The organism is Ruegeria sp. BG7 (assembly GCF_056535685.1).
On the sequence record NZ_JBQFIU010000003.1, the window covers coordinates 117,630 to 138,892 of the forward strand.

Here is a 21,263-nt window from a genome sequence, read left to right on the forward strand (position 1 = left end):
TCTCAGGCGACAAGCGGACGACGCCGCAATCTCAGCACCGTTGAAGCGAAACTTCTAAGCCAGCAAATATCGCATCGCTTTGAAGGCAAGCTCGGGGCTCAATACAGCTGTTTTCTCCAACTCGTGTCAGCGGAATGCTGCGGCCCGAACCAGACCTTGAGCGGACGGGCTAATGCCGCGGCGCAGCTTCACCAAAGCGGACTTTGGTTGCTGTCTTAGGTAGCAAATCAACTTGCAGTTCTGTTGACCCGCGCGATCAGCGCTTCGCCTGTTTCTTTTCGTTCGCTGTAGCGATCAACGAGGTAAGAAGACACGTCGCGGGTCAGCAACGTGAACTTCACCAGTTCTTCCATCACATCGACCATGCGGTCGTAATATGAGGACGGCTTCATTCTGTCGTCGTCGCCAAACTGTTGAAACGCTTTCGGAACCGAAGATTGGTTCGGGATAGTCAGGCACCGCATCCAGCGCCCCAAAACGCGAAGCTGATTGACGGCGTTGAAGCTTTGCGAGCCGCCACAGACCTGCATGACCGCCAGTGTCTTGCCTTGTGTCGGGCGCACTGCGCCAATGGACAGTGGTATCCAGTCAATCTGGGACTTCATGATACCGGTCATGGCACCGTGGCGTTCTGGAGAACACCAGACCATGCCCTCGCTCCACGTGACGAGATCTCGTAGTTCCTGCACTTTCGGGTGGTCGGCGTCGGCATCGTCCGGCAGCGGCAGTCCGGACGGATCAAAGCTGCGAGGTTCCGCACCAAGCCGTTCCAAAACACGTGCGGCTTCCTCGGTCATTAGTCGGCTGAAGGATCGCTGCCTGAGCGAGCCGTAGAGTAACAAGATACGCGGTCCATGAGTTGATCGTTTTTCGGCAAACAACCGGTCGTTGGCGAATGGCTGGAAATGATCTTCGGACAACTGAGGCGTGTCGGTCATGTTGCGTCCTTTCGGTGCTCGGCCATTGCGCGTTCCAGAGTCTCCAACGCCGCGATAAGTTTACTTCTTGGGCAAGCAATGTTCATGCGGCCAAATCCAGCCCCTTGAGGGCCAAAAACGATGCCTCGCGTAATTGCCCAACCGGCCTTTTCGCGAAGAACGGCTGTTAGCTCATCCGGCTTGAGGCCCAGTTTCCTGAAATCGAGCCAAAGCAGAAACGTGCCGTCTGGCTCGATCAACTTTACCTCTTGTAGCTTTGCGATACGGGTGCGCACGAGAGCGAGGTTGCCCAAAATGTACCGGTTTGCAGCGTCCAGCCATGGGCCACCCTCGGCGTAGGCCGCCTGCATGGCGACAGAGGCAAAGGCGTTGTTTTTATTGACCGTGAGGCGGCTATTTTCGGCCTGAAAGGCCTGTCGGCGGGCCTCATCAGGGACGATTGTGAAGGCCAAACAGCACGCGGCGATATTGAAACTCTTGGCGGGCGACAGGCAGATGATTGCGTTGCGAGCATCCGCCTCTGACACGTTGGCAAAAGGCGTATAAGCATGGCCGGGAAAGGTGATGTCGCCATGTATCTCGTCCGCGACAACAAGAACACTATGGCGGCGGCAGATGTCACCCAGCCGGGCAAGCTCATCTCGGGTCCAGACACGGCCCACTGGATTGTGCGGGTTACACAGAAAGAGCATGCGCGCCCGTGGATCGCACGCGGCCCGCTCCAGCCCATCAAAATCCATATGGTAGCGACCGTCTTCCAGGATCAGAGGGTTCTCGACCAGAACGCGGCCGTTCTCGGCGATGATATCCGCAAAATCGAAGAAGACGGGCGGCTGCACGATAATCCCGTCACCCACTTCGGTGAACAGGTTCGCGGCCATGGAGAGCGCATTGAGTATGTTCGGCGAGCGCAGGATATGGGCGGGATCGACTATCCAGCCATGTCGGCTTTCCAGCCAGCCGGTTAACGCAGGTATCAAGCCATCCGGCACGGTTTCGTATCCGAACACGCCGTGCGCGGCGCGTTCTGCCATTGCATCAGTGATGCAAGGGGCTACGCGGTAATCCATATCAGCGACACCTGCCGGAAATAGATCCATCCCGTCCTCGCCCAGTACCATCTTATGGTGCTTCAAACCGGGAACCACGCGCCGGTCGATCACTTCATCAAAGTCAAACTCAGCCATCGGACGCGTCCTCAAGCATCCAGCGGAAGAACCATGTCGCGAGGACAGCCGCGACCAGCTGCATCGCAATGAAAGCGGCGACGTCTCCCGGCGCAATTCCAGCGAAAGTGTTCGAGAACCCGCGCGCGATGGTGACGGCAGGGTTGGCGAAAGAGGTAGAAGACGTGAACCAGTAAGCCGCCGTTATATATAGCCCAACGGCCATCGGCACCGCCTGAGGGCGCGCCTTGATGCAGGCAAGGATTGTGCCAATCAGACCAAAGGTCGCAACGAATTCGCCCGCCCATTGGCCAATGCCCGTCCGCGCTGTCGTAGAGGCATCAATCAACGGGTGTTCGAACATGACGTGCGCCGCGAGCACGCCTATGATGCCTCCGAAGATCTGCGCCATGACATAGAGAGTGGCTTCTTTTGGGGCGATCTCGCGCCGCAAGGCAAAGGACAGCGTCACGGCAGGATTAAAGTGCGCACCCGAGATAGGCCCGAACACGGTGATCAGCACAACGAGGATCGCTCCGGTGGGGATCGTGTTGCCCAACAGGGCTACCGCCACGTTGCCGCCTGCCAGTCGTTCGGCCATGATGCCGGAACCGACGACTGTCGCGAGCAGGGAAAAGGTGCCGAGCCATTCGGCCATCAGGCGGCGATCAAGGGTCATTGGGGTGTCTCCAAAAGCTGTGCAAAGCGCAGGGGGTCGATATTGCCACCCGTGATCACGGTCGCGACGGTGCGGTTCTCAATCGGCACCTGTCCGTTTAGAATGGCGGCCAGACCCACCACCGCGCCGGGCTCTGTCACGATCTTGAATTGCTGATACGCAAAGCGCATAGCGCCCCGTACCTCGTCATCCGTGGCGGTCACGCCACCGGCCAGAAGGTCGCGATTGATGGCAAACGTCATCTCGCCGGGGATCGGCGTCATGATCGCGTCACAGATGGTTCGCTGGCCTTTTGGGTTCGGCACGCGTTTGCCCGTTGAGAGCGAGCGGCGCGTATCATCGAAAAGCGTTGGTTCGGCGGCAAAGACTTCGGTTCCGGGTGAGGCCTCTGCCATGACCACAGCCGTCGCCGCCGTGAGCCCGCCGCCGCCGCAGGGGATTAGGACTGCATCAATCGGCCCGCCCGCGGCCTCAATAATTTCCAAAGCAGCGGTTCCCGCCCCGGCCAGGATTTGCGGGTGCGCACTCGGGGGAACTTCAATCCGCCCAGTATTGGCGATGATCTGCGCCACAACATCCGCGCTGTCCTGTGTGTCGCGGTCATAGGTTGCGATCTCGGCCCCCATGGCCCGGACGGCGGCTTGCTTGGCCTCGGGCGCGTCCGACGGCATGACGATCACTGCCGAGGTTCCCATGATCGCGGCCGCCTGCGCCAGCCCGAGCGCGTGGTTGCCGGAGGAATAGGACACCGCGCCCCTCGCCCGCTCCTCATCCGTCAGGTTCAAAAGCCGATGATAGGCACCTCTGATTTTGAAAGCTCCGGTGCGCTGCATATTCTCGGCCTTGAGCAGCAGACGCCCTCCGAGCATCGCGTTCACATCCGGGTTTTCCAGCAGCGGCGTGCGGCTCACCACGCCGTCCAAGGCGGTCGCTGCCTCGCGCATGTCACTGAGGGATACCGGATGCCGCCCCATATCAACCCGCCTCCGCCGCGATTTGATAGAGCGCATCACCACGCCTGACCTGTGCCATGGCGCGCTTCGCCAGAACGATGCCGTCGTAGGGCGATGTAACCTCATCCGGGGCGCGGCCCGGAGTTTCGGGATGATGGATCCGCGCGATGACCTCGCCAAAGACGACAGCGTCGCCGATGGTTTTCAGCGGCTCGAACAGGCCTGCGTCGTAGGCGTAAACAGAGCCCTTCGCATTGAGCGCACGTGTGCCCTGCGCTTCATCGGGTTCATGGCCAGGCAACATACCAAGGGCGTGCAGGATCCGTCGCAGCCCCCTCTCTGTTTGGCGCAGAATGTCCGGCGTTACGCAGTTGCCGCCACCAAGTTCCGCCATGACATTGACGACGCCCTTACGGTTGGCAGCCCCCATGGCCGTCCGCGCTGAACTGTCTTTTCCACCGCCACTGGTAAACACCCACGCATAAGGCAGATCGAAGGCCTCAGTCAGCAGCGACAAACCCTGTTCTTCTTCCGGCGAATGGGACGGACCTCGCAGAACGGTGGAGGGATAGATCAGAGACGATCCGCCGGAATGCAGATCGACCGCGTAGTCAGCCAAGGGCAGGATTACCTCCTCATGATAGTGCGCAATCATTTCAGAGGGCGTTCCCTTCGGATCACCCGGATAAAGCCGGTTCAGGTTGCCATCATCGATTGGGGACACTCGGCAACCGGCCTCTGCGGCCGGAAGATTCACCATCGGCAGCAAGATCAGCCGTCCGCGGATATCGGACGCGTCGAGCTGGCGCGCAAGGTTGGCCACCGCGATCTGGCCCTCGTATTCGTCTCCATGCACGCCGGCTGAAACAACCAGTGTCGGTCCGTCATCATTGCGCAGGACAGTGATCGGCAACGGGATCCACCCATAGGCGGAGCGATGGACCGAATGCGGCACCCGCAGGTAGCCCTGCTGTTTGCCCATCGCCTCAAAATCAACTTCCGATGTGATCGATGTTCCGCTCATGCGCCCCTCATTTCGGCGATTGCCGAATTGGCTTTTGGGGTATTGCAGTCTTGCCCACTGGTCAAGCTTCGATATTTCGGGCATTGACGAATTATGGACCAAAACTCCGCTATCGACACCTTTGCCGCTCTCGCCCATCCGACACGATTGGCTGCGTTTCGGCTTTTAGTGAAAGCGTCGCCCAATGGTGTTCCCGCGCTGACAATTGCAGAGCAGCTCGATGCGAAGCCTTCGACACTATCAGGCCATCTTGCCATCCTCAAACGCGCCGGTTTGTTGACAAGCACCCGTAACCAACGTGAAATCCGCTACGCTGCACATCTACCTGCGATCAACGGCGTCGTCGGCTTTCTCCTGGCGGACTGCTGCGGTGGACGTATAGATAACTGCCAGGACATTCTGACGTTGCTTAGCGCCGGAGACGAAGGCGTTTCAGACCAAATAGATATGTGAGTAGCCCGGCCTTACTTGGACGGCCCAGAGCCGACATTGGCCATCCTCCAGAATTCACTGGCTGGCTTCCCAAGAGCAGCCATTCGTGAAGGGCGCAGCATTTTTGATTTCTATGATTGCTCATACCCCCTGCCCGCCTCAACGCAAGTTCTTCTGACAAGACCATTTCAAGGCTTGAACTCGCCGATGATCAACGCGGCTACGATCAGTATTGGTGCGATAAGGCGCCGGTCACCCCAACAGTGGCCGACTTTTGCTCTGCCCCGTGGCCGATTTTCTCACCGCGGTTGACAGACAATCGAAAACCGCAACGCGCGCCAGACCGGCTCTCCTTTTGCAGACTTTGATTTCATTTGGGTGTGGGACGATCTCGGCCTGGCGGACTACCGAAAATGAACCAGCTACCGTTCTTCCAATCATTCGTCTCAAGAGCCTGGCGAGTAGTTCACTTCTTCTCGGCTGCGTCTTGCAGAGATGTGGCAAGGGTTATGTTGTTGCTGCGCGTCCAGATGGTTTGCCTCGTGACAGCCGGGGCACAACAAAATTTCAGTCTCCGTGGACACACCGGTTTCATAATCGAAACAGTACTCTTGACCACATATTTCCAGCACCTCTCCACGCTTGGCCAGTTCCGAACTTGTCACCTCACAGTGATGACAAATTCCGCCCAAGAGAGCTGATTGGAGTTCAGAAAGAACCACTGTTTTCTGAAAATTGCACACTCTGTCACTCATAACCGCCTCAGGCTTTCACAAAATGGTGAATAGAGAAAGCTTGTGAAACAAGAATTCAAGGGAATGTGACATAGCCTAATGGGTTCGAGATTTAGTTTAGCCGATCATTGCCTGTAAGCTGAGGAGCGCGTCAAACTTTCACGTCAGCCTCCATCCGACAACAGACCCGCGTACATCAAAATACAATCTGGGCTAGTCCTCCCAGCGAAACGCGTCGTTGTCCGCCTTCACCCGACCAATAGACGGCAAAGCGAAGTGGTTTCCCAGCACAATACATCCTGTTTCCGAGGCGCTTTCCAACAGTTTCCGACGGGATGTCACGGCCATCTCAGCATCGGAATCAAACGTAAAATGCCACTCGGGATGCCAGCACTGGGCGGTTGTATGGATTGCATCACCGGTAATCAGAGCGCGCCGGTCACCACTGGTGATTTCGACCGAGACATGGCCGGGTGTATGGCCTGGCGTGGGGATCAGAGTGACATGGTCGCCAAGCTTGTGTCCGGTCTCCACCAGTTCCGCCTGCCCGGCTTCGACGACGGGCAGAACGCTTTCGATGTAGAGATCGCTGTTATCCTCGCGTTGATAGACCTCGTCTGCCGCAGGCATCAGATAGCGCGCATTCGGAAAGGTCGGAACCCAGCGCCCGTCCTCGAGGCGCGTGTTCCAGCCGACATGATCGGCGTGCAGATGGGTACACAGAACATAATCGACATCCCCCACATCCAGCCCTGCCGCCGTAAGGCTTGCGATAAATCGCTGGCTTGATCGCTTGTGCCAGTCGGGTCGCCGCGGCAGAGTTTTGTCATTGCCGACGCAACTGTCGACCAGGACGTTATGCGTGGGTGTTTTCAGCAGAAAACCCTGAATCGGCAGGATCAGCTGCCCGGATTGCACACAAACACCGCCGGGAACATGCGCTTCGACAATAGCCCGGACATCTGGCCCCGCAGTGGGAAACAACTCTTCCGCAGTCAGAAAAGGAGCATGGATTTCCAGAATACGCCAGACTTCAACATCACCTACTTTGCACAACATGACTGGTGTCCTTTCTTACTATGCTGAAACCGCCATTCTCTGCCCAGCAGATTTGCCATGCCGTTAAACAACGTAGCTTGTATCCGATAGGCTCGATCACGTGGCGCCGACACTTGCTTGTCGAAGCAGAAACCTCTGAATTTTGCCGCTGGGTGTCTTTGGCAGTTCTTTGACAAATTCGATAAGCCGAGGATAGGCGTGCGCAGAAAGGCGCTGTTTGACATACTCCTTCAGCTCTTCAGCCAACTGGTCAGTACCTTCTTTGCCCTCCGCCAGTACGACCACCGCTTTCACTATTTCGGTCCGCTCCTTGTCAGGAACGCCTACGACCGCCGTTTCCGTCACAGAGGGATGTTGAATCAGAGCGCTTTCAACGTCAAACGGTCCGATGCGATAACCCGAAGAGGTGATAACGTCGTCGTTCCGACCAACAAACGTGATACAGCCGTCTTCATCCCGCTCCACCGTGTCCCCAGTAAGATAGTATCCGTTTTCGATCGACTTGTTGCCCTTGTTCAGGTAGCCGCCAAAGAACAAGAGAGGTGACTCCGCAATGTTGACGGCCAATTGACCTGGCTCATTGAGATCGGCAATGCTGCCATCCTCAGCCAAAACCTCGACCCTGTATCCCGGCATCACATAGCCTGCCGATCCCGGACGAACCGGATGTTCGAGCCCGTGATGGTTATTCACCAGCATACCCGTTTCGGTCTGCCCATAATGATCTTTGATCGGCGCATTCAGTTCGGACTTGAACCAGCGGATGACTTCGGGGTTCAATGGCTCTCCCGCGCTGCTGATGCAGCGGATCTGATTGCGCAGCTGTGACGCGCGTTCGGTTCCGGCGGCGATGATTAGTCGAAACGCAGTGGGCGCGCCTGCAAAGTTGGTCACGCCCAATTTCGAAATCACGTCATATGTACTGTCCACAGTGAATGGCCCTTCGACCAGAGTGGTTGCATGACCCAATTGGAGCGGGCCGATCACTGCATAGTAGAGACCATAGGCCCAGCCCGGATCTGCAATGTTCCAGAAAACATCCTCATGCTGCAGGCCAATCCCCTCGACCATGTAAGATCGAAAAGCAGTCAGAGCCTTTAGGGGCACGGGCACTCCTTTTGCGGGGCCTGTAGTTCCAGAGGTCGCCATCATGAACATCAGATCATCGCCGTTCCGCAAAACTGGGGCGAACTCCGACGATAGCGCTGCCATTGTCCGGCGGTAATCAATGTCTCCGGCAACAAGCTCTTGCGGGGTGTTTGCGATAGTCGCGATTGGCGGGCAATCTTCCACTCCGCCAAGCTTTTTGCGGTTCGCGGCGTCAGTGACAACCAGCTTCGCACCGCTCATGGTCAAACGATCCTGAATGGCCTTTGTAAACAAGGGCTGATAGGCCGCACCAACCCGGAGGGCGCCGAGAACAACTGTCACGAGATCCGGGGTCCGCGGCAACAGACCCGCCACAATGTCGCCGGGTTGGATGCCTTGTTTCTTCAGCAAGTTGGCAAAACGCGCAGCTTCGTCGCGCAACTCTACAAAGCTGCGTGTCTCATGGTGCCCGTCCAATGCAATCCAGTTCAAAGCCAGGGGATTGCCCTGCAAATGGGCGTCACAACATTCTACGCATGCATTGATCCCGTCGCTAAAACTGCCTGAAAAGAAGGACTTTGCAAGGTCCAGGTCAAAGTTCTCGGCCGTTTTGGAGTAGTCTCGAGGAGTCCCAGAGTCAGAATTCGATCCCATCAAAACGCATTCCTCCAAATGCAGCCCTTCAGTTACCTTGCACTCAAATGGGTCGAATTTCCACGTTGGAGATTACGCGAACGTAAGTGCACCACGAGCGGTCCATTAGTCCCATACCAAAGCCCGGTTTGGGTTCGAGAGGCCGACCTCGGAAGCGGTGCCGCATCCACAACACCTCTGTTCTGATACCCTGCGCAGTCGGCCCAAATCGACCATTGGCAATGGCTTGATGACTCCGCGGTGCGGTCCGCCAAAGGGGACACTCGCTGCAGTAGCGAGTTGCCCGGGAAGATGAGGTCATGCTCGCGGAAGACACCCTGTCGCCGCCCTAAGGTTCACAAGAGATCCGAGACAATGTAGGTATCTATGAAGACTTGACGTCAATAGGTGTGGATCAGAATGGCGCGACAGTTCCCGCTCGAAGGTGACAAAACCTTTTTGGTTTATGCCGGCACTGGCACCGACCTGATATTCAATCATGGCGTTGATTTACCCGGTTTCGCATCGTTTCCATTGCTGGAAGAACCTGGCACCAGGGCAATACTGGCCGGTCAAATGGAGGCACTTGTCGATCTCGCCCATGAAATGAGTGTCGGATGCATCCTTGATGCACCCACATGGATGGCGAACGCCGATCGGGCAGCGCCGTTGGGGTACGATACAGACCGGCTCGTTGAGGTGAACAAAGATGCGGTCAGTCTAATGGAGGAGGTGCGCCAGGCTGCCGCTCGCGATGATGTACTGGTGTCGGCCTGTATCGGCCCGCGCTATGACCCTTACGCCGACATCCCTCCGGTGACGGTCGAAGATGCACGCCAATACCACGCCGCTCAAATGCACAGCCTGAAAGACACAAGCGTCGACCTGGTCACCGCTTATACGTTCAACCGTCCAAGTGAGGCTGCGGGATGCATCCTCGCTGCCCGAGACGCAGATCTGCCGATCATCATGTCTCTGGTTGTCGAAACGGACGGGTGTCTTGCGGACGGGACCAAACTTGTGGACGGAATTGATCAGATCGACGATGCAACCGACTCGGCGGCGCTGTTTTTTATGGTCAACTGCGCTCATCCGACCCATTTCGCCGGAGCGCTTGGCAACCACCCCCGACTTAAAGGCATGGTGGCAAACGCTTCGAGTTGCTCGCATGCGGAACTTGACGAAGCAGATGAGCTGGACGAAGGCGATCCAATTGAGCTTGGCAAACAGATTGCCGCGATTGCGCAGCAGAATCCGTCGATTCAAGTATTTGGAGGGTGCTGCGGCACCGACATGCGCCACCTGAAATCGATGGCCAGCGAATTGGCGTAGCCAACTTCGTTCAATCTGAGCGATAGCGCTGAAATCTAAGGTGATACCGTGATTTCTTTCCACAACTTGTTAGGAGATCGGACCCAGAGCCGGCGTCCAGCGGCGGGTCGCGATGCTGCGGACGCAGCCCGCTTGGTAGTCATTCGCCGCAATCGAAAAATCTGGTCAAGGTCGAACTCACAGTCTGCGGTACGAGGCGAGCTTTCGTTTCGCAATAAACACTTGCCTTCCGCCATAGTAAAAGCTCTAACCGGGGTCCAACTCCGACCCAATCACAGTTTTTCGCCTAGCATTTGTCCTGCGTCTTTCACTACATCAGCTAAGGCGTTGCCAAACTAAGCTCGATGCACATTGCGCTACTTTCACTTTTCGATTTTGGTGATTTTTGTCCCTTGGAGGCTTGTGCCGGCCATCAGGCCTTCTTGCCCGAACACAATTGGCACGATGTCGCCTTGCAGGTCATTTGTTCCCATCGAAGCTGACCACCCCTGATCGCCGCCCACCAAAGTCGGACCGGTACCTGCTTCCCAACCATCATTGTTGCGGAAGTATTCCAGCGCCGCGTCATCCAGGAAAAACATGGCATAGGAAAATTGCTGAACACCCGCCTGAAACCCGTATGAAGCGCCTGCAATGCTGTAGTACCCGGTCGTGCTGCCATTTTCTCGCATCGCTCCCTCACCAAATTGACCACCAACCATCAGGCCCCCCTTGGTAATCTTTGGAAAAACCAGGATCGCTACCGATTTTTCTGACAGGTCTTTGGCTTCAGATGAACTCGAATAAAGCTGTTCAAGCGCTACATTCACTCCACTGTCGATCTCAGACGCAGTCGAATTCCCAGTTGTGTCGATGACAGCTTCCCCTGTTGTCTCCGCGACATCTCCAACCTTTTTAGCAGCGCCCGAGACGCCCTCTGTGACTTTGTCGAGTAGATTTTGTGCATGCACAGCATAGTCCGCTGACAGAAGCACAAACCCAGCTATCGCAATTCCAACGATTAGTTTAGCACGTCGCATATTCTCCCCCTCATATAGTTCTGCAGACGTATCAAGCACTCAATACCAGAGCCGTTCCCGCCAAAAACTCGGCCAGTTGGTGTCAAAGATAGTTCATCTTCTTTGTGATCCAGAACAGGATTTCCGCCAACGCCGAAATCGCCCCTGCGCCTTCGGTAATCACAAGCGCTGTTCCAGATGCGCCCAATTTGGTTGTCTTTTCGTTCAGATCGGTCGGAATGTCGGCGATCACGATATAGGCCGCGGACCCGGCAAGTTCGCCCAGCGAGGGCAAACCGCTTCGGGTGTCCAAAGCCCCTTCGCTGGTTGCCGGAGGTATGTCCCGTATGGTTGTTTCGAACTCCTGTCCCGGCGCGCTGCGCATTGCGATGCGAATCTTGTCCCCTGCGGATACGTTTTGCAGACTGCTCAAGGGAAGCGTGGCAATCAGAACCCGGTCGTCCGGCACAACGAAGTTTATTGCGCCTTGCAGCGTCGTAACACGGTTTCCCGGGCGCAAAGATAAGCCCGTCACCAAGCCATCTGCAGGGGCGCGAACAACGGTCTGCTCCAACGCCCAACGTGCTTGTGCCAGCATGTTTTCAACTTCTACGACACCGACATCAACGCCGTCCACTTGTGCCGCAATGCGCCGTTCAAGACCTGCCTTGCGCGCTTTGGCGGCCCGTAATCCAGCCTCTAGTTGCTCAATCGTAGAAATTGCCTCCTGCAATTTGAACTCTGATGATGCGCCCCGGTCCGCAAGGCGGATGATGTCATCGCGGCGTGCAATTCCAAATTCCAGCTGTGCTTCGAGAGAGGCAATATCAGCCTCAGCTGCTTCGAGATCGTGTATCAGCTGATCCGCTGAGGCTTGCGCTGAGGACAAAGATGCCTCAAGCCGCGCCACTTCAGCGGCTTGTTCCGTATCATCGATCCGGAACAGGACTTCACCTTCTGACACAGGCTGGTTGGGTTCGACGGCAACCTCGGTCACTGGACCGGAAACATTTGGAGCTATGCTGATTACCGCGCCTTGAACCGACGCTGTGCCGCTTGGTGTGGTGTGGTTCAAGGCCCCGATCACGACCAGAGCGATCACTACCGCGCCCCCGTAGACAACCGTCTTTGAGATGGCATTCCAAGGCAGCAGGTGGAGCTTAGAGAACACAAGCCAGGCCAAGCCGAAATAAAGTGCCAGAACGATTAGCATATTTCATGCCCCTTTGGGATAACCAGTGATCTCAGCGACGGTGTTTTCCGCACCGTCAGGCGGCTTGAGATGTTCTGTGCCTTCACAGAACTCAGAGTATTAGCACTCTCCACGAGTGCTCAGAATGCAAACTTGGCCCCGACGATCGGGCCAGAGAATGACAGATCGCTCACGACATCGGAGTTGCCGATTTCCCATGCAAGGTGGCGGTAGCCGAAGCTCAGATCCCAATTGTTGATCCGGTAATCGAAGGTCACCCCAGCCTGCCAGGTCAGGTCACTTTCACCCGCCCCCACATCGGCAATGAAAGAGAGCGCCCATTTGTCGGCCAGCGGCTGCACACCACGCACACCGACAATTGCATCAAAGTTTGAAATGGAGCCGGAAACCCTCTGCGACCCAGCACCGACGGACAAGTTCGCTGTCGTGTCCAGGTCGAGGTAGCGAAACCCGCCATAGCCGACAAGTTGACCTGGGTAAGCGTGCCTGAAATCGTATCCCGCCGACCCCGTGAACACGAACCCGGTGACACTGGCATCAGCGGTCGCTGGGATACCGGGACCAACAGCGGCATCCTGATCTGAACTCAGATCAAGATACTGAAAGTCACCCAAGATGGATATCGGACCTTTGTTGGCTTCCAGCGCCCCCATGAGGCCAAAGTCCAGATTGTCCAGCAGATCCGAGAAACTCAAGGTCATGTCCTGGCCGGTGACGGTCGTTCCACTTAGCTCAGGGGCCCAGAGGTAAATAAATGCCCGAAAATCCCATTTATCTTGTTCGGCGAACGTGGCCGTCCCAACAAAAGCCAGCGCTGTGGCCAAAGCTGTTGTAGTCGTAATATTCCTCAAGGCGTGGCTCCCTTTCTCAGGTCTAATGCCTTTGCATGATTTTACTGAAATTTCATTTGAATACGGCGGCCCGGATACCGGACCGCCGCTACCGTTTACTGGTTCGGAGATTCCTTACGAACGATAAACGCATCTACGGCAGCTTGTGTTTCGGGCCGAATGTTCTCAACCCCCTCGTAAGGCATCCCGAAGGCCGGCGGTGTATCGGGATAGAGCTCTTTGCGTGCCACGTGGCGATTCAAGATTCGCACAAATTCCTGACCACCCCAGGCCCCTACTTCCGTTGATACTGAATGTTCTTCGCGTGTGTCGTGGTACAGGTTGAAGAACTTGGCGACGATCGGATTTTTACCCGGAGGAGGCAGTTGCAGCTTGAGCTGGTCCTTGACGATCGCTTCGGGCTTTGTGTCGGCATAGATGATCACGTGGTCACGGCGTGCTTTCTGCTCATCGCTAAAGAGAAGCGCAGCGGATTGGTCGACACCGTCAACCAGACGGTCCCTCGGGATGAACTGATCAGCACCGGCAAACCGGGCCAGCGTCGTGTACATGTCCGATACGTGAACGATGCTATTGAGCAGGCCATCCGCTTCGATCATGCCGGGCCAGCGAATGAACGCGTCGGTGCGTACGCCACCTTCGGTCGTGTCGGCTTTACCACCGCGGAAGATCATCGGCGTGTAACCGGATTCCGGCGAATACTTGGTAAAGTGACCGTTGTCGCCCATCACAACGACGATGGTGTTGTCGGCAACGCCCAGTTCTTCCATCGAGTCGAACATCGCACCCAGCCATTCGTCCACTAGCTGCATCTTGTCCGCATATAGACCACCGTTCGGTGATTGAGGACCATCACGGCCAGCGCGGGTGTTGTCCAGCGGCAGAAGCGGCCAGTATTGCAAGAAGAATGGCTCTTCGCCACCTGCCAGACGCGCCAGCTCTTCCATGGCTTTGTCCTGGAAGGCCTGGTTCATTTCGTTGTATTTCAACGCATTCCAGCGCTCGCCCGGTTCCATGCGGATCTCGCGGATCGGGCCACCAGCTTCACCTTCGATCGTGGTCATCATGGCCGAGGCATCAGGTCGGAAGTTGCTGTCGATCGTATAGGCCGGCACATAGTCAGCATTGCCAACAGACACACCTTCGTGGATGGCATCGTCATTGAAAATGGTTAGCTGACCTTGTTGGTGCACGGCCATCTGGGCGTAGTCGAACCCGTTGTTCATGGCCCAGCTTTCGGGGATGTCGCCCATGTGCCACTTGCCGATATGGCTGGTGGCATAACCCGCATCTTTCAGAACTTCGGGCAGGATCTTCTCGCTCCCCGGCAGGCCAAATCCGGCGATGTCAACGGCGGTGTCACCCATGCCGATGCGCACCGGCAGACGGCCGGTCATCTGTGCGACCCTTGTTGGTGTACAGGATGGTTCGGTATACATGCGCACCATGCGCAAAGCTTCGTCCGAGAAGTCATTGATGTTGGGCGTCTCATATCCACGGAGTGCGTTGAGCTCGGGAATTCCCATGTCACCAAAACCCAGATCATCGATCAGAATGTTGATGATGTTCGGGGGTTTGCCACCGTTCTTCTCACGAAATTCCGCCAGCCGAGCGTCCACGGCTGCGTCATCTTCGGCCCATTGATCACCGTGCTCCGAGAGCAGAATGTAATATTCTGAATCGTGGATGATGGGCTCCTCCTGCGCAAGCAGCGGATGTGCTGCAAGCATCAAGGGAACTATTGCGAGGTTGGTCAGTTTCATAGTCTCTCCGTTGATCTCAATTCATTTTCAAGTGCTTCAAGGGGTACCTTCGATCGTTTGCGTCTGAATAGTGCGAGAGTATTTCTTCTTTCAGCCCTGTCAGGCACTCGTGCACATGCGGATCCTGTGCATCTGCCAACACGCTCAGCTTGTGTATCTCGACAAAATCCCGGCACATCTCGGCAAAGTTCTGATCGCTTAAAAACAGTGCACGAACACTGTCAAATTCTCCGGTGAAGCATTCCGACAGTCCTGCGGTCCACAGCTCTTCAATCTCCATCGCGAAACTCCGGTTGCGCCGCGTAGAACTTGCCTAATTCACGCAGTTGTTTAGATATATGGTTTAACGGCATGTAACGGTTACACGCTGCTGTAAGCGGATGAATTTAAATCTAAATTCTGGAGACCCTCGGACCAAGATGCAGGACGTATCCTCAGGAGTATCTAGCGAAACAGATGTGCGGGACGCGTTAGATCGTGTCTTGTCCAGCGAGGTGTTCGCTGGTGCTGACCGACTGCAGGAATTTCTGCGTTACATTGTTGTCGAGAGCTTAGAGGGTCGAGGCGACAAAATTCTTGGAAAACGGATCGCGCAGGACGTTTATGGACGCCGATCCGAAAAAGACATCGCGACTGCAAATGTCGTGCGCGTCGACGCTGGCCGCCTGCGGCGCAGGCTGGATGTGTATTATCTGGAAGAAGGCGCGCAGGACCCGCTTCGCATCCATGTCGCAAAGGGCGGGTACGCACCTCATTTCGAAACCAACGTACCACCAGAGAAATCGCAGATCGAAGCGTCGTCTGCACCCCAGTTGGGCATTGTCGTAGGCGCGATCGTTGTTCTTTTTGTGGGATTTGCGGCCGTCTTCTTTGGTTTTCGGACAGACAAAACAACCCAGCCAACCAGTTTCGATCCGGATCAGCGCAACCAGGTTGAGCGCGCGGTTTTGTTCGAAACCTCCCCCGCGGCGTTGCAGGCCCGAAATATCGCGGAAGATGCCCGTTCGATGCTGTTTCCAGCCACTCAACCAACACGACTATTGGCGGCCCTGACACTGTTCGAAAAAGCGATCGAACTGAAACCGGATTATTTCGGTGGTTATGCCGGGGCGGCACAAGCGGCTACGTTCTTCGGAGGTTTAGCTCCTGAAGGTCCGGATCGCGATCAAATGCTGGTGCAAGCCCGGCTCTATGCGGAAGAGGCGATGCGTTTGGCACCATCAGAGGCGTGGAGCCAGTCGGCCATGGCCGCGCTATTGATGTTTGAGAGGGATTTTGATGAAGCAAACAGGTTGTCGGTGCGCGCGGTGGAATTGAATCCAAATGATCTGATCGTTCTGGAATTTGACGCAATCATTGCGTTCTTCTCAGGCGACTTTGAAAGAGCCGTCGCGAGTTCTGATCCTAAAATTCATGAAAACCGTCAGGGATCGCGGTTCCCCTGGCGCAATGTTCTTGGCAACGCCAGTTATTATCTGGGGAACTATGAGGATTCGATTGACCACCTGATGGATGCAGCAGCTTCTGGTGAACCAGTCAGCGAGATTAACACAGCGCATCTGATTGCTTCACTACAGGCGTCCGGGAGAACGGCAGAAGCGCAAAAACGCGTTCAGGAATACCAAAAAGCCTGGCCGAACAGCCGCATTGAGGAGTTCATGTTTCGGCTATTTCGCGATCCCGAAGACGCTGAGAGCTTGATGAACCAATTGCGCAAAGCTGGGTGGAGTCAGTGAAGCGTCGGCAATTCGATCGAGCAGAGGATTTACATAAATTTTGCTAATCCTCCCGCAAGTTCTGGCTACTTTCGGACTTTGAAGTTCCCCACAAAAATCGAGGCTACCGTCGTTATCGTTGCAACAAAAATCCCGATCCCGGCGACAGTGAAGATCATGGTGAAAACCTTGCCCATTGCCGTGGTTGGCGCGATATCCCCATATCCAACGGTCGACATGGTGACGACAGAGAAATAGGCCGCATCCAGAATGCTCCAACCTTCGACCAAAACGTAGAAGCTCGTGCTGACGAACACCAATGATGCCGACATGGCAAGCAAGTGCAAAGACCGGACATCCGTCAATGCGCCCGCGAGAGCGCGAAACAGGCCAAGGTAGTTGAACAGAAAGTTACGAACCATACCGCTATTCGCCTATGAGACTGAAACAGCTGCCGGTTCGTGTTCATCGCGTTTTTGTCTGTTGGCCTGCCATTTTTTGACATCCACAATGTCGAAGTAAATTCCGAGCGCCGTTGGGAACACGAAGATGACCAGCAAAGTGGATGCCAAAAGGCCAAACGCAACAGCTGCAACCAACGGCACCAGAACCTGTGCCTGAGGGCTGGTCTCAAACAGCATTGTCAATGAGCGTTCAAAACTGACCCGGTTTCAGCATTTAAATTTGACCCACCCTATGTGGCGCAAAGCCCCCAGGCGGGCCGCCCTCATATAGCGAGTCCGTCTGGGGGCTTTGCTTGCGCGACGTTTATGTTTTTCTGCGCCGCTTGCTCTGTGCGAACCGGTATGACGTGTTGCCTGTCTCGATGATTGCGCAGTGATGGGTTACGCGATCCAGAAGCGCGGTTGTCATCTTGGCATCGCCGAAGACCGAGACCCATTCGCCGAACTCCAGGTTGGTGGTGATGATGACACTGGTCTTCTCATAGAGCTTGCTGATCAGATGGAACAGCAACGCACCGCCGGACTTGGGGAACGGGATGTAGCCCAACTCGTCGATGATGACGCAGTCCAGGGCGGAGAGCTGCCGGATGATCTTCCCGGCATTGCCCTCGGCCTGTTCCTTGATCAGCGCATTGATCAGGTCGACGGCGTTGAAGAAACGGGCCTTCTTGCCGTTGTTGATCAGGGTGGTTCCAAGCGCGATGGCGATGTGGGTTTTGCCCGTGCCGGTTCCGCCCACCAGAATGAGGTTATGCGCCTCGTCGGTGAACTGGCCTGTGCAGAACGGTTCGATCTGGCTCTGGGTAACCGCGGCCGCACCGTAATCGAAGGTGGCGAAGTCCTTGTGATGGGGGAACTTCGCGATCCGCATTTGATACTGGATGGAGCGCACCCGGCGTTCTACAGTCTCGGCGTCGATCAGTTGCTTTATCGCTGTGGTCAGACTTGGTGGCTTGCGCGCGGACAGCAAATCATGGGCGCAAGCTGCCATTCCATGCAGCCTCAAGGTAGTCAGTTGGTCGATGAGGGCGTTCATGCGGCCGCCTCCTCAGCTGAGCACAGCATCTCATAGCGCTTGCAATCGGCCTCGGGCCGCAAGGTTAGTTGCGGATAGGTATAGGCGTCGTTGAGCGGTGTGATGACCGGTTCTACCAACTGGTTGATCAGGTTGATGATGGCAGGAAGGCGCAAGGTGTTTTGTTCCACCGCCAGTTCGCAAGCCGTCTCGACCACCTCGATTCCGTGATCCTGGGCCAGCAGAAGCAAATCGACGAACTCCCGATCCCCGCCTTTGCCGGCCATGTAATGCTCCCTGATCCGATGCATGGCCTCGGGCAGTTGCCAGTCCACAAAGGGGGCGCCGTCGCGCAGGGCGCCGGGCTTGCGATCCAGCAGCGGCACGTAATGCCATGGCTCAAAATAGCTGACATTGCGAGTGAAGCGACGTTTGTGCTCGGCGATGACTTCTTGGCCCGACGCCAGCACGATCCGGCCAGCATAGGCGCGCAGCGACACATGTTGTCCGGCGAACCGGGAGGGCACACTGTATCGATTGCTGGCAAATTGAACCAGGCAGGTGGAGCGGACGCGGACGGTCTTCTCCACGTATCCATCAAATGCCCGGCCCAGAGGGCGCAGCTCAGCACGCTCGTCTTCGAACATTTCTGCAATGGTGCGATCCTGATGCTCGGGATGGGCGCGCTCTGCCAGTTCTTCACAGCGCAGGCGCAGCCAATCGTTCAGCGCATCGAGATCACCAAAGGCGGGTTTGGGAACAAACAACCGGCCGCGCAAAAACTGGACCTGGTTCTCAACCTGCCCCTTCTCCCAGCCCGCAGCGGGTGTACAGGCCACCGGTTCCATCACATAGTGGTTCATCAAGGCCAGGAACCGGGGATGGAATATCCGGTCCTTTGAGCGCGAGACATAGGTCACCATCGTTTTGGGATTGTCGATGATCACCCGGCGCGGCACGCCGCCATAGAACGCCAATGCCCGCACGAACGCATCCAGCACCATCTCCTGGGCTTCGCCGGGATAAGCCACGACAAAGGGCTTGCGGCTGTGACACAGGCGGAAATGGGCAACCTTCACCTTCTGCTCGACACCGCCCAGGACAACCCGTTCTTCGCTCCAGTCAAATTGCAACGCATCACCTGCCGCAAAATGCAGCGGAATAAACGCTTCGCTCGAACCAGTGCCAGCCCGCTTCAGGTCGCGCACAAAGCGCTGAACCGGGGAATAAGACCCGGTGTAGCCCTCCGTTACGAGTTGCTCATAGAGCTTCTGGGCCGTCCGCCGCTCCCGGCGTGGTCGCTTCTGGTCCTGATCGAACAACTCCTGAAGCCGGAGATCAAACCCATTGCAAAGTTTGTGCCGAACCGGCGGGGCCTGGCGCTGGTAGCTCGGCGGGCTCTCATCCTTCAGATACTTCTTGATCGTGTTCCGTGATAATCCCGTCGACCGCGCAACAGACCGGATGCTGCGTTCCTCAACCAATACCCATCGCCGGATCTTCGATACGCTTTCCATCAATAACACCTGCTCTTTCCTCCGCACTTTTGTGCGGATCTTAACGAAAACAGGTGGGTCAATTTTGCATGCCGATTCACATCGCTCATGCATGATCTCTTCCAGATCGCGATATGACACACCGTATCGGACATAGAAGAACACTGCGAAGAGGATCACATCTTTCGGATACTGTGCGCCTTTGAAAGAGATCATAAACAAACTTTCGACTTCAATATTTCGATTTCCATTCACTCGAAGCACTAGTGAGAGGCAACAGTCAAAAGTTTGCAACAGATCCTGAAGCATTTGGGTTGGTCAGGAAAAGGGCACGTTGACCGTATGTGGTTCTTGCTATCGCCCAACACTTCTTGAACGTCCGCTTGTTTCACCGCACCGTCGCCGTGTTGCACACGCAGCGAATGACTGCATCCCGCCCTTCGTGCCGTACTTCAGCCCCCTACCCGTCCCGATCTAGCTTTAACCAATATCGCGTGTACCGGAGTTCACCCGTTCGGATCAAAGCGCCCTTCTCTACCAGGTTCTGGAGATCCCGCGTCGCCGTGGCGCGGGACGTTCCGGTGATCGAGATATAGTTCTCGGCACTCAATCCCCCTTTGAACCCATCCGGCCCAGCCTTGAACAACCGGGCAATTACCTTGCCTTGGCGGGCGTTGAACTGATCGCGATGCCGGTCATAGAAATGCGTCTTGGATATGAAGAACCCAACCCGCTCAAGAGTCACCTGCTGCGCTGTAAGAACGGTCCCGGCAAACCAAACGAGCCATGGTGTGACGTCCAGTGTCTTTTGGTGGCGTTCGAGCTGGTCGTAGTAAGCCTTCAGCTCTCGCTCAATCGTGAAAGCAAGCGCAATCAGGCTTGGCTGACCAATGTTTTGTGCCAGGGACTTTTCAGCCAGCGCCCTACCCAACCGGCCATTGCCGTCCTCAAAGGGGTGAATGCTTTCGAAATACAGATGACTCAACCCGGCTCTGGTCAGGGCGCGCAAGGGCTTGGGACGATCTGGTGCGGTCCGGTTGAACCAGGTTACGAACTGGTCCATTTCAGCCGGAACCTGATGTGAAGGTGGCGCTTCGAAATGCACCGTTGGGCGGTCGATCCTGCCTGAGACGATTTGCATCGCATCCTCGTGGCTCCGGTATGCTCCAATCGTTTCCAGATGCCTGTCATGGGACAGAAGCATGTCATGCCACCGAAACAAAGTGTCGTGTGACAGTGGTTCTGAATAGTTGGAATAAACATCCACCATCATTTCAGAAACGCCCTGCTCCCGCGGTTTGGATGGATAGCTGCCGGGAGCCAGTCCAAGATGACGGCGCAAGGAAGATTGCACGCTGAGGCGATCCAGCATCTCACCTTCGATCGCGCTGGTTTTCATCGCTTCTTCGCTGAGCAAGTCAACACGCAATTGATCTCGATCTGATGTGTTCACATGATGAACCGCTCCAAGAACTTCCCCTGAGGACAACAGGAACTGTTGCTCGTATGGTTCGAGCCTTGCGGCGTCGTAACGAAAATTCGGCCAATCATGGTTCTGCCAGTTCCACATCGTGAGGTATAAGCTTCCTTTCTATAGCTCACTATTTATGGTTACGTGATTTATAGAGGTCAATCCTATTGCTCACCTTTTTCAAACTCTTCAATCCGATCATCGATTGGATGTGTAATCTGAAAACGGTAAACCTCAT

20 protein-coding genes and 1 pseudogene are annotated in these 21,263 nt (G+C 55.9%); 3 read left to right on the forward strand and 18 right to left on the reverse strand.

Annotated elements, in window-relative coordinates:
- Window positions 1-227 precede the first annotated feature (227 nt).
- From arsH to ACR3EH_RS21625, 5 genes are read right to left on the reverse strand one after another with little or no spacing between them, the layout of a single operon-like run.
- Entirely contained in the window at window positions 228-938 is a 711-nt protein-coding gene (arsH, locus tag ACR3EH_RS21605; protein WP_171676469.1) for an arsenical resistance protein ArsH, read from the reverse strand.
- Window positions 935-2,125, reverse strand: coding sequence for a MalY/PatB family protein (locus ACR3EH_RS21610; protein WP_171676471.1), 1,191 nt, complete (start codon window positions 2,123-2,125; stop codon window positions 935-937). The genes arsH and ACR3EH_RS21610 overlap by 4 nt, the downstream gene beginning before the upstream one ends.
- A complete protein-coding gene (locus ACR3EH_RS21615; protein WP_171676473.1) occupies window positions 2,118-2,783 on the reverse strand; it encodes an aquaporin in 666 nt (221 codons plus the stop codon). Before ACR3EH_RS21615 ends, ACR3EH_RS21610 begins: the two co-directional genes overlap by 8 nt.
- The gene (locus tag ACR3EH_RS21620) at window positions 2,780-3,757 is read right to left on the reverse strand and encodes a threonine ammonia-lyase (protein ID WP_171676475.1); all 978 of its coding nucleotides are present in this window, start codon (window positions 3,755-3,757) and stop codon (window positions 2,780-2,782) included. The genes ACR3EH_RS21615 and ACR3EH_RS21620 overlap by 4 nt, the downstream gene beginning before the upstream one ends.
- 1 nt (window position 3,758) lies before the next feature.
- Window positions 3,759-4,760 (reverse strand): succinylglutamate desuccinylase/aspartoacylase family protein, encoded by a 1,002-nt coding sequence (locus ACR3EH_RS21625; protein WP_171676477.1) that lies wholly within the window; start codon window positions 4,758-4,760, stop codon window positions 3,759-3,761.
- A gap of 93 nt (window positions 4,761-4,853) precedes the next feature.
- Here ACR3EH_RS21625 and ACR3EH_RS21630 point away from each other — a divergent pair, with 93 nt between their 5' ends.
- Window positions 4,854-5,213 (forward strand): ArsR/SmtB family transcription factor, encoded by a 360-nt coding sequence (locus ACR3EH_RS21630; RefSeq protein WP_171676479.1) that lies wholly within the window; start codon window positions 4,854-4,856, stop codon window positions 5,211-5,213.
- A gap of 926 nt (window positions 5,214-6,139) precedes the next feature.
- On the opposite strand, the gene ACR3EH_RS21635 is transcribed toward ACR3EH_RS21630, so the two are convergent.
- The gene (locus tag ACR3EH_RS21635) at window positions 6,140-6,985 is read right to left on the reverse strand and encodes an MBL fold metallo-hydrolase (protein WP_171676481.1); all 846 of its coding nucleotides are present in this window, start codon (window positions 6,983-6,985) and stop codon (window positions 6,140-6,142) included.
- 96 nt (window positions 6,986-7,081) lie between these two features.
- The gene (locus ACR3EH_RS21640) at window positions 7,082-8,587 is read right to left on the reverse strand and encodes an AMP-binding protein (RefSeq protein ID WP_253762177.1); all 1,506 of its coding nucleotides are present in this window, start codon (window positions 8,585-8,587) and stop codon (window positions 7,082-7,084) included.
- A 540-nt stretch (window positions 8,588-9,127) separates the two neighbouring features.
- On the opposite strand from ACR3EH_RS21640, the gene ACR3EH_RS21645 reads away from it, so the two are divergent.
- A complete protein-coding gene (locus ACR3EH_RS21645) occupies window positions 9,128-10,039 on the forward strand; it encodes a homocysteine S-methyltransferase family protein (protein WP_171676485.1) in 912 nt (303 codons plus the stop codon).
- A 362-nt stretch (window positions 10,040-10,401) separates the two neighbouring features.
- Here the strand turns inward: ACR3EH_RS21645 and ACR3EH_RS21650 are convergent, their stop codons facing one another.
- From ACR3EH_RS21650 to ACR3EH_RS21670, 5 genes are all read right to left on the reverse strand, one after another.
- Window positions 10,402-11,097, reverse strand: a complete 696-nt coding sequence (locus ACR3EH_RS21650) for a lipid-binding SYLF domain-containing protein (RefSeq protein WP_171676487.1) — start codon at window positions 11,095-11,097, stop codon at window positions 10,402-10,404.
- Window positions 11,098-11,140: 43 nt separating this feature from the next.
- Window positions 11,141-12,250 (reverse strand): HlyD family secretion protein, encoded by a 1,110-nt coding sequence (locus tag ACR3EH_RS21655; protein ID WP_171676489.1) that lies wholly within the window; start codon window positions 12,248-12,250, stop codon window positions 11,141-11,143.
- Window positions 12,251-12,369: 119 nt separating this feature from the next.
- Complete coding sequence (locus tag ACR3EH_RS21660; RefSeq protein WP_171676491.1) at window positions 12,370-13,101, reverse strand: hypothetical protein; 732 nt, start codon at window positions 13,099-13,101, stop codon at window positions 12,370-12,372.
- A 95-nt stretch (window positions 13,102-13,196) separates the two neighbouring features.
- On the reverse strand, window positions 13,197-14,864 hold the full coding sequence (locus tag ACR3EH_RS21665) for a sulfatase-like hydrolase/transferase (RefSeq protein ID WP_171676493.1): 1,668 nt from the start codon (window positions 14,862-14,864) through the stop codon (window positions 13,197-13,199).
- Window positions 14,865-14,880: 16 nt separating this feature from the next.
- On the reverse strand, window positions 14,881-15,144 hold the full coding sequence (locus tag ACR3EH_RS21670; RefSeq protein ID WP_171676495.1) for a hypothetical protein: 264 nt from the start codon (window positions 15,142-15,144) through the stop codon (window positions 14,881-14,883).
- A 139-nt stretch (window positions 15,145-15,283) separates the two neighbouring features.
- Here ACR3EH_RS21670 and ACR3EH_RS21675 point away from each other — a divergent pair, with 139 nt between their 5' ends.
- The gene (locus ACR3EH_RS21675) at window positions 15,284-16,600 is read left to right on the forward strand and encodes a tetratricopeptide repeat protein (RefSeq protein WP_171676497.1); all 1,317 of its coding nucleotides are present in this window, start codon (window positions 15,284-15,286) and stop codon (window positions 16,598-16,600) included.
- Between the two features lie 65 nt (window positions 16,601-16,665).
- On the opposite strand, the gene ACR3EH_RS21680 is transcribed toward ACR3EH_RS21675, so the two are convergent.
- From ACR3EH_RS21680 to ACR3EH_RS21705, 6 genes and pseudogenes are all read right to left on the reverse strand, one after another.
- Complete coding sequence (locus tag ACR3EH_RS21680; RefSeq protein WP_171676499.1) at window positions 16,666-17,001, reverse strand: ion channel; 336 nt, start codon at window positions 16,999-17,001, stop codon at window positions 16,666-16,668.
- A gap of 12 nt (window positions 17,002-17,013) precedes the next feature.
- Window positions 17,014-17,220: a hypothetical protein gene (locus tag ACR3EH_RS21685; protein ID WP_171676454.1), complete on the reverse strand. Its 207-nt coding sequence runs from the start codon at window positions 17,218-17,220 to the stop codon at window positions 17,014-17,016.
- Window positions 17,221-17,347: 127 nt separating this feature from the next.
- Window positions 17,348-18,079, reverse strand: coding sequence for an IS21-like element helper ATPase IstB (gene istB, locus ACR3EH_RS21690; protein ID WP_171676501.1), 732 nt, complete (start codon window positions 18,077-18,079; stop codon window positions 17,348-17,350).
- The gene (gene istA / locus ACR3EH_RS21695) at window positions 18,076-19,668 is read right to left on the reverse strand and encodes an IS21 family transposase (RefSeq protein WP_371810747.1); all 1,593 of its coding nucleotides are present in this window, start codon (window positions 19,666-19,668) and stop codon (window positions 18,076-18,078) included. Before istA ends, istB begins: the two co-directional genes overlap by 4 nt.
- A pseudogene (locus ACR3EH_RS21700) lies at window positions 19,657-19,770 on the reverse strand (IS6 family transposase); the annotation flags it as partial. The pseudogene ACR3EH_RS21700 and the gene istA, both read right to left, overlap by 12 nt.
- A 244-nt stretch (window positions 19,771-20,014) precedes the next feature.
- The gene (locus ACR3EH_RS21705; protein ID WP_171676503.1) at window positions 20,015-21,124 is read right to left on the reverse strand and encodes a Fic family protein; all 1,110 of its coding nucleotides are present in this window, start codon (window positions 21,122-21,124) and stop codon (window positions 20,015-20,017) included.
- Between the last annotated feature and the right edge of the window lie 139 nt (window positions 21,125-21,263).

What these genes read in the sequence shown, in the direction of transcription:
- arsH (WP_171676469.1), bottom strand. Translation starts at nt 938, where the DNA reads ATGACCGACACGCCTCAGTTGTCCGAAGATCATTTCCAGCCATTCGCC.
- ACR3EH_RS21610 (WP_171676471.1), bottom strand. Translation starts at nt 2,125, where the DNA reads ATGGCTGAGTTTGACTTTGATGAAGTGATCGACCGGCGCGTGGTTCCC.
- ACR3EH_RS21615 (WP_171676473.1), bottom strand. Translation starts at nt 2,783, where the DNA reads ATGACCCTTGATCGCCGCCTGATGGCCGAATGGCTCGGCACCTTTTCC.
- ACR3EH_RS21620 (WP_171676475.1), bottom strand. Translation starts at nt 3,757, where the DNA reads ATGGGGCGGCATCCGGTATCCCTCAGTGACATGCGCGAGGCAGCGACC.
- ACR3EH_RS21625 (WP_171676477.1), bottom strand. Translation starts at nt 4,760, where the DNA reads ATGAGCGGAACATCGATCACATCGGAAGTTGATTTTGAGGCGATGGGC.
- ACR3EH_RS21630 (WP_171676479.1), top strand. Translation starts at nt 4,854, where the DNA reads ATGGACCAAAACTCCGCTATCGACACCTTTGCCGCTCTCGCCCATCCG.
- ACR3EH_RS21635 (WP_171676481.1), bottom strand. Translation starts at nt 6,985, where the DNA reads ATGTTGTGCAAAGTAGGTGATGTTGAAGTCTGGCGTATTCTGGAAATC.
- ACR3EH_RS21645 (WP_171676485.1), top strand. Translation starts at nt 9,128, where the DNA reads ATGGCGCGACAGTTCCCGCTCGAAGGTGACAAAACCTTTTTGGTTTAT.
- ACR3EH_RS21655 (WP_171676489.1), bottom strand. Translation starts at nt 12,250, where the DNA reads ATGCTAATCGTTCTGGCACTTTATTTCGGCTTGGCCTGGCTTGTGTTC.
- ACR3EH_RS21665 (WP_171676493.1), bottom strand. Translation starts at nt 14,864, where the DNA reads ATGAAACTGACCAACCTCGCAATAGTTCCCTTGATGCTTGCAGCACAT.
- ACR3EH_RS21670 (WP_171676495.1), bottom strand. Translation starts at nt 15,144, where the DNA reads ATGGAGATTGAAGAGCTGTGGACCGCAGGACTGTCGGAATGCTTCACC.
- ACR3EH_RS21675 (WP_171676497.1), top strand. Translation starts at nt 15,284, where the DNA reads ATGCAGGACGTATCCTCAGGAGTATCTAGCGAAACAGATGTGCGGGAC.
- ACR3EH_RS21680 (WP_171676499.1), bottom strand. Translation starts at nt 17,001, where the DNA reads ATGGTTCGTAACTTTCTGTTCAACTACCTTGGCCTGTTTCGCGCTCTC.
- ACR3EH_RS21685 (WP_171676454.1), bottom strand. Translation starts at nt 17,220, where the DNA reads ATGCTGTTTGAGACCAGCCCTCAGGCACAGGTTCTGGTGCCGTTGGTT.
- istB (WP_171676501.1), bottom strand. Translation starts at nt 18,079, where the DNA reads ATGAACGCCCTCATCGACCAACTGACTACCTTGAGGCTGCATGGAATG.
- istA (WP_371810747.1), bottom strand. Translation starts at nt 19,668, where the DNA reads ATGCATGAGCGATGTGAATCGGCATGCAAAATTGACCCACCTGTTTTC.
- ACR3EH_RS21705 (WP_171676503.1), bottom strand. Translation starts at nt 21,124, where the DNA reads ATGTGGAACTGGCAGAACCATGATTGGCCGAATTTTCGTTACGACGCC.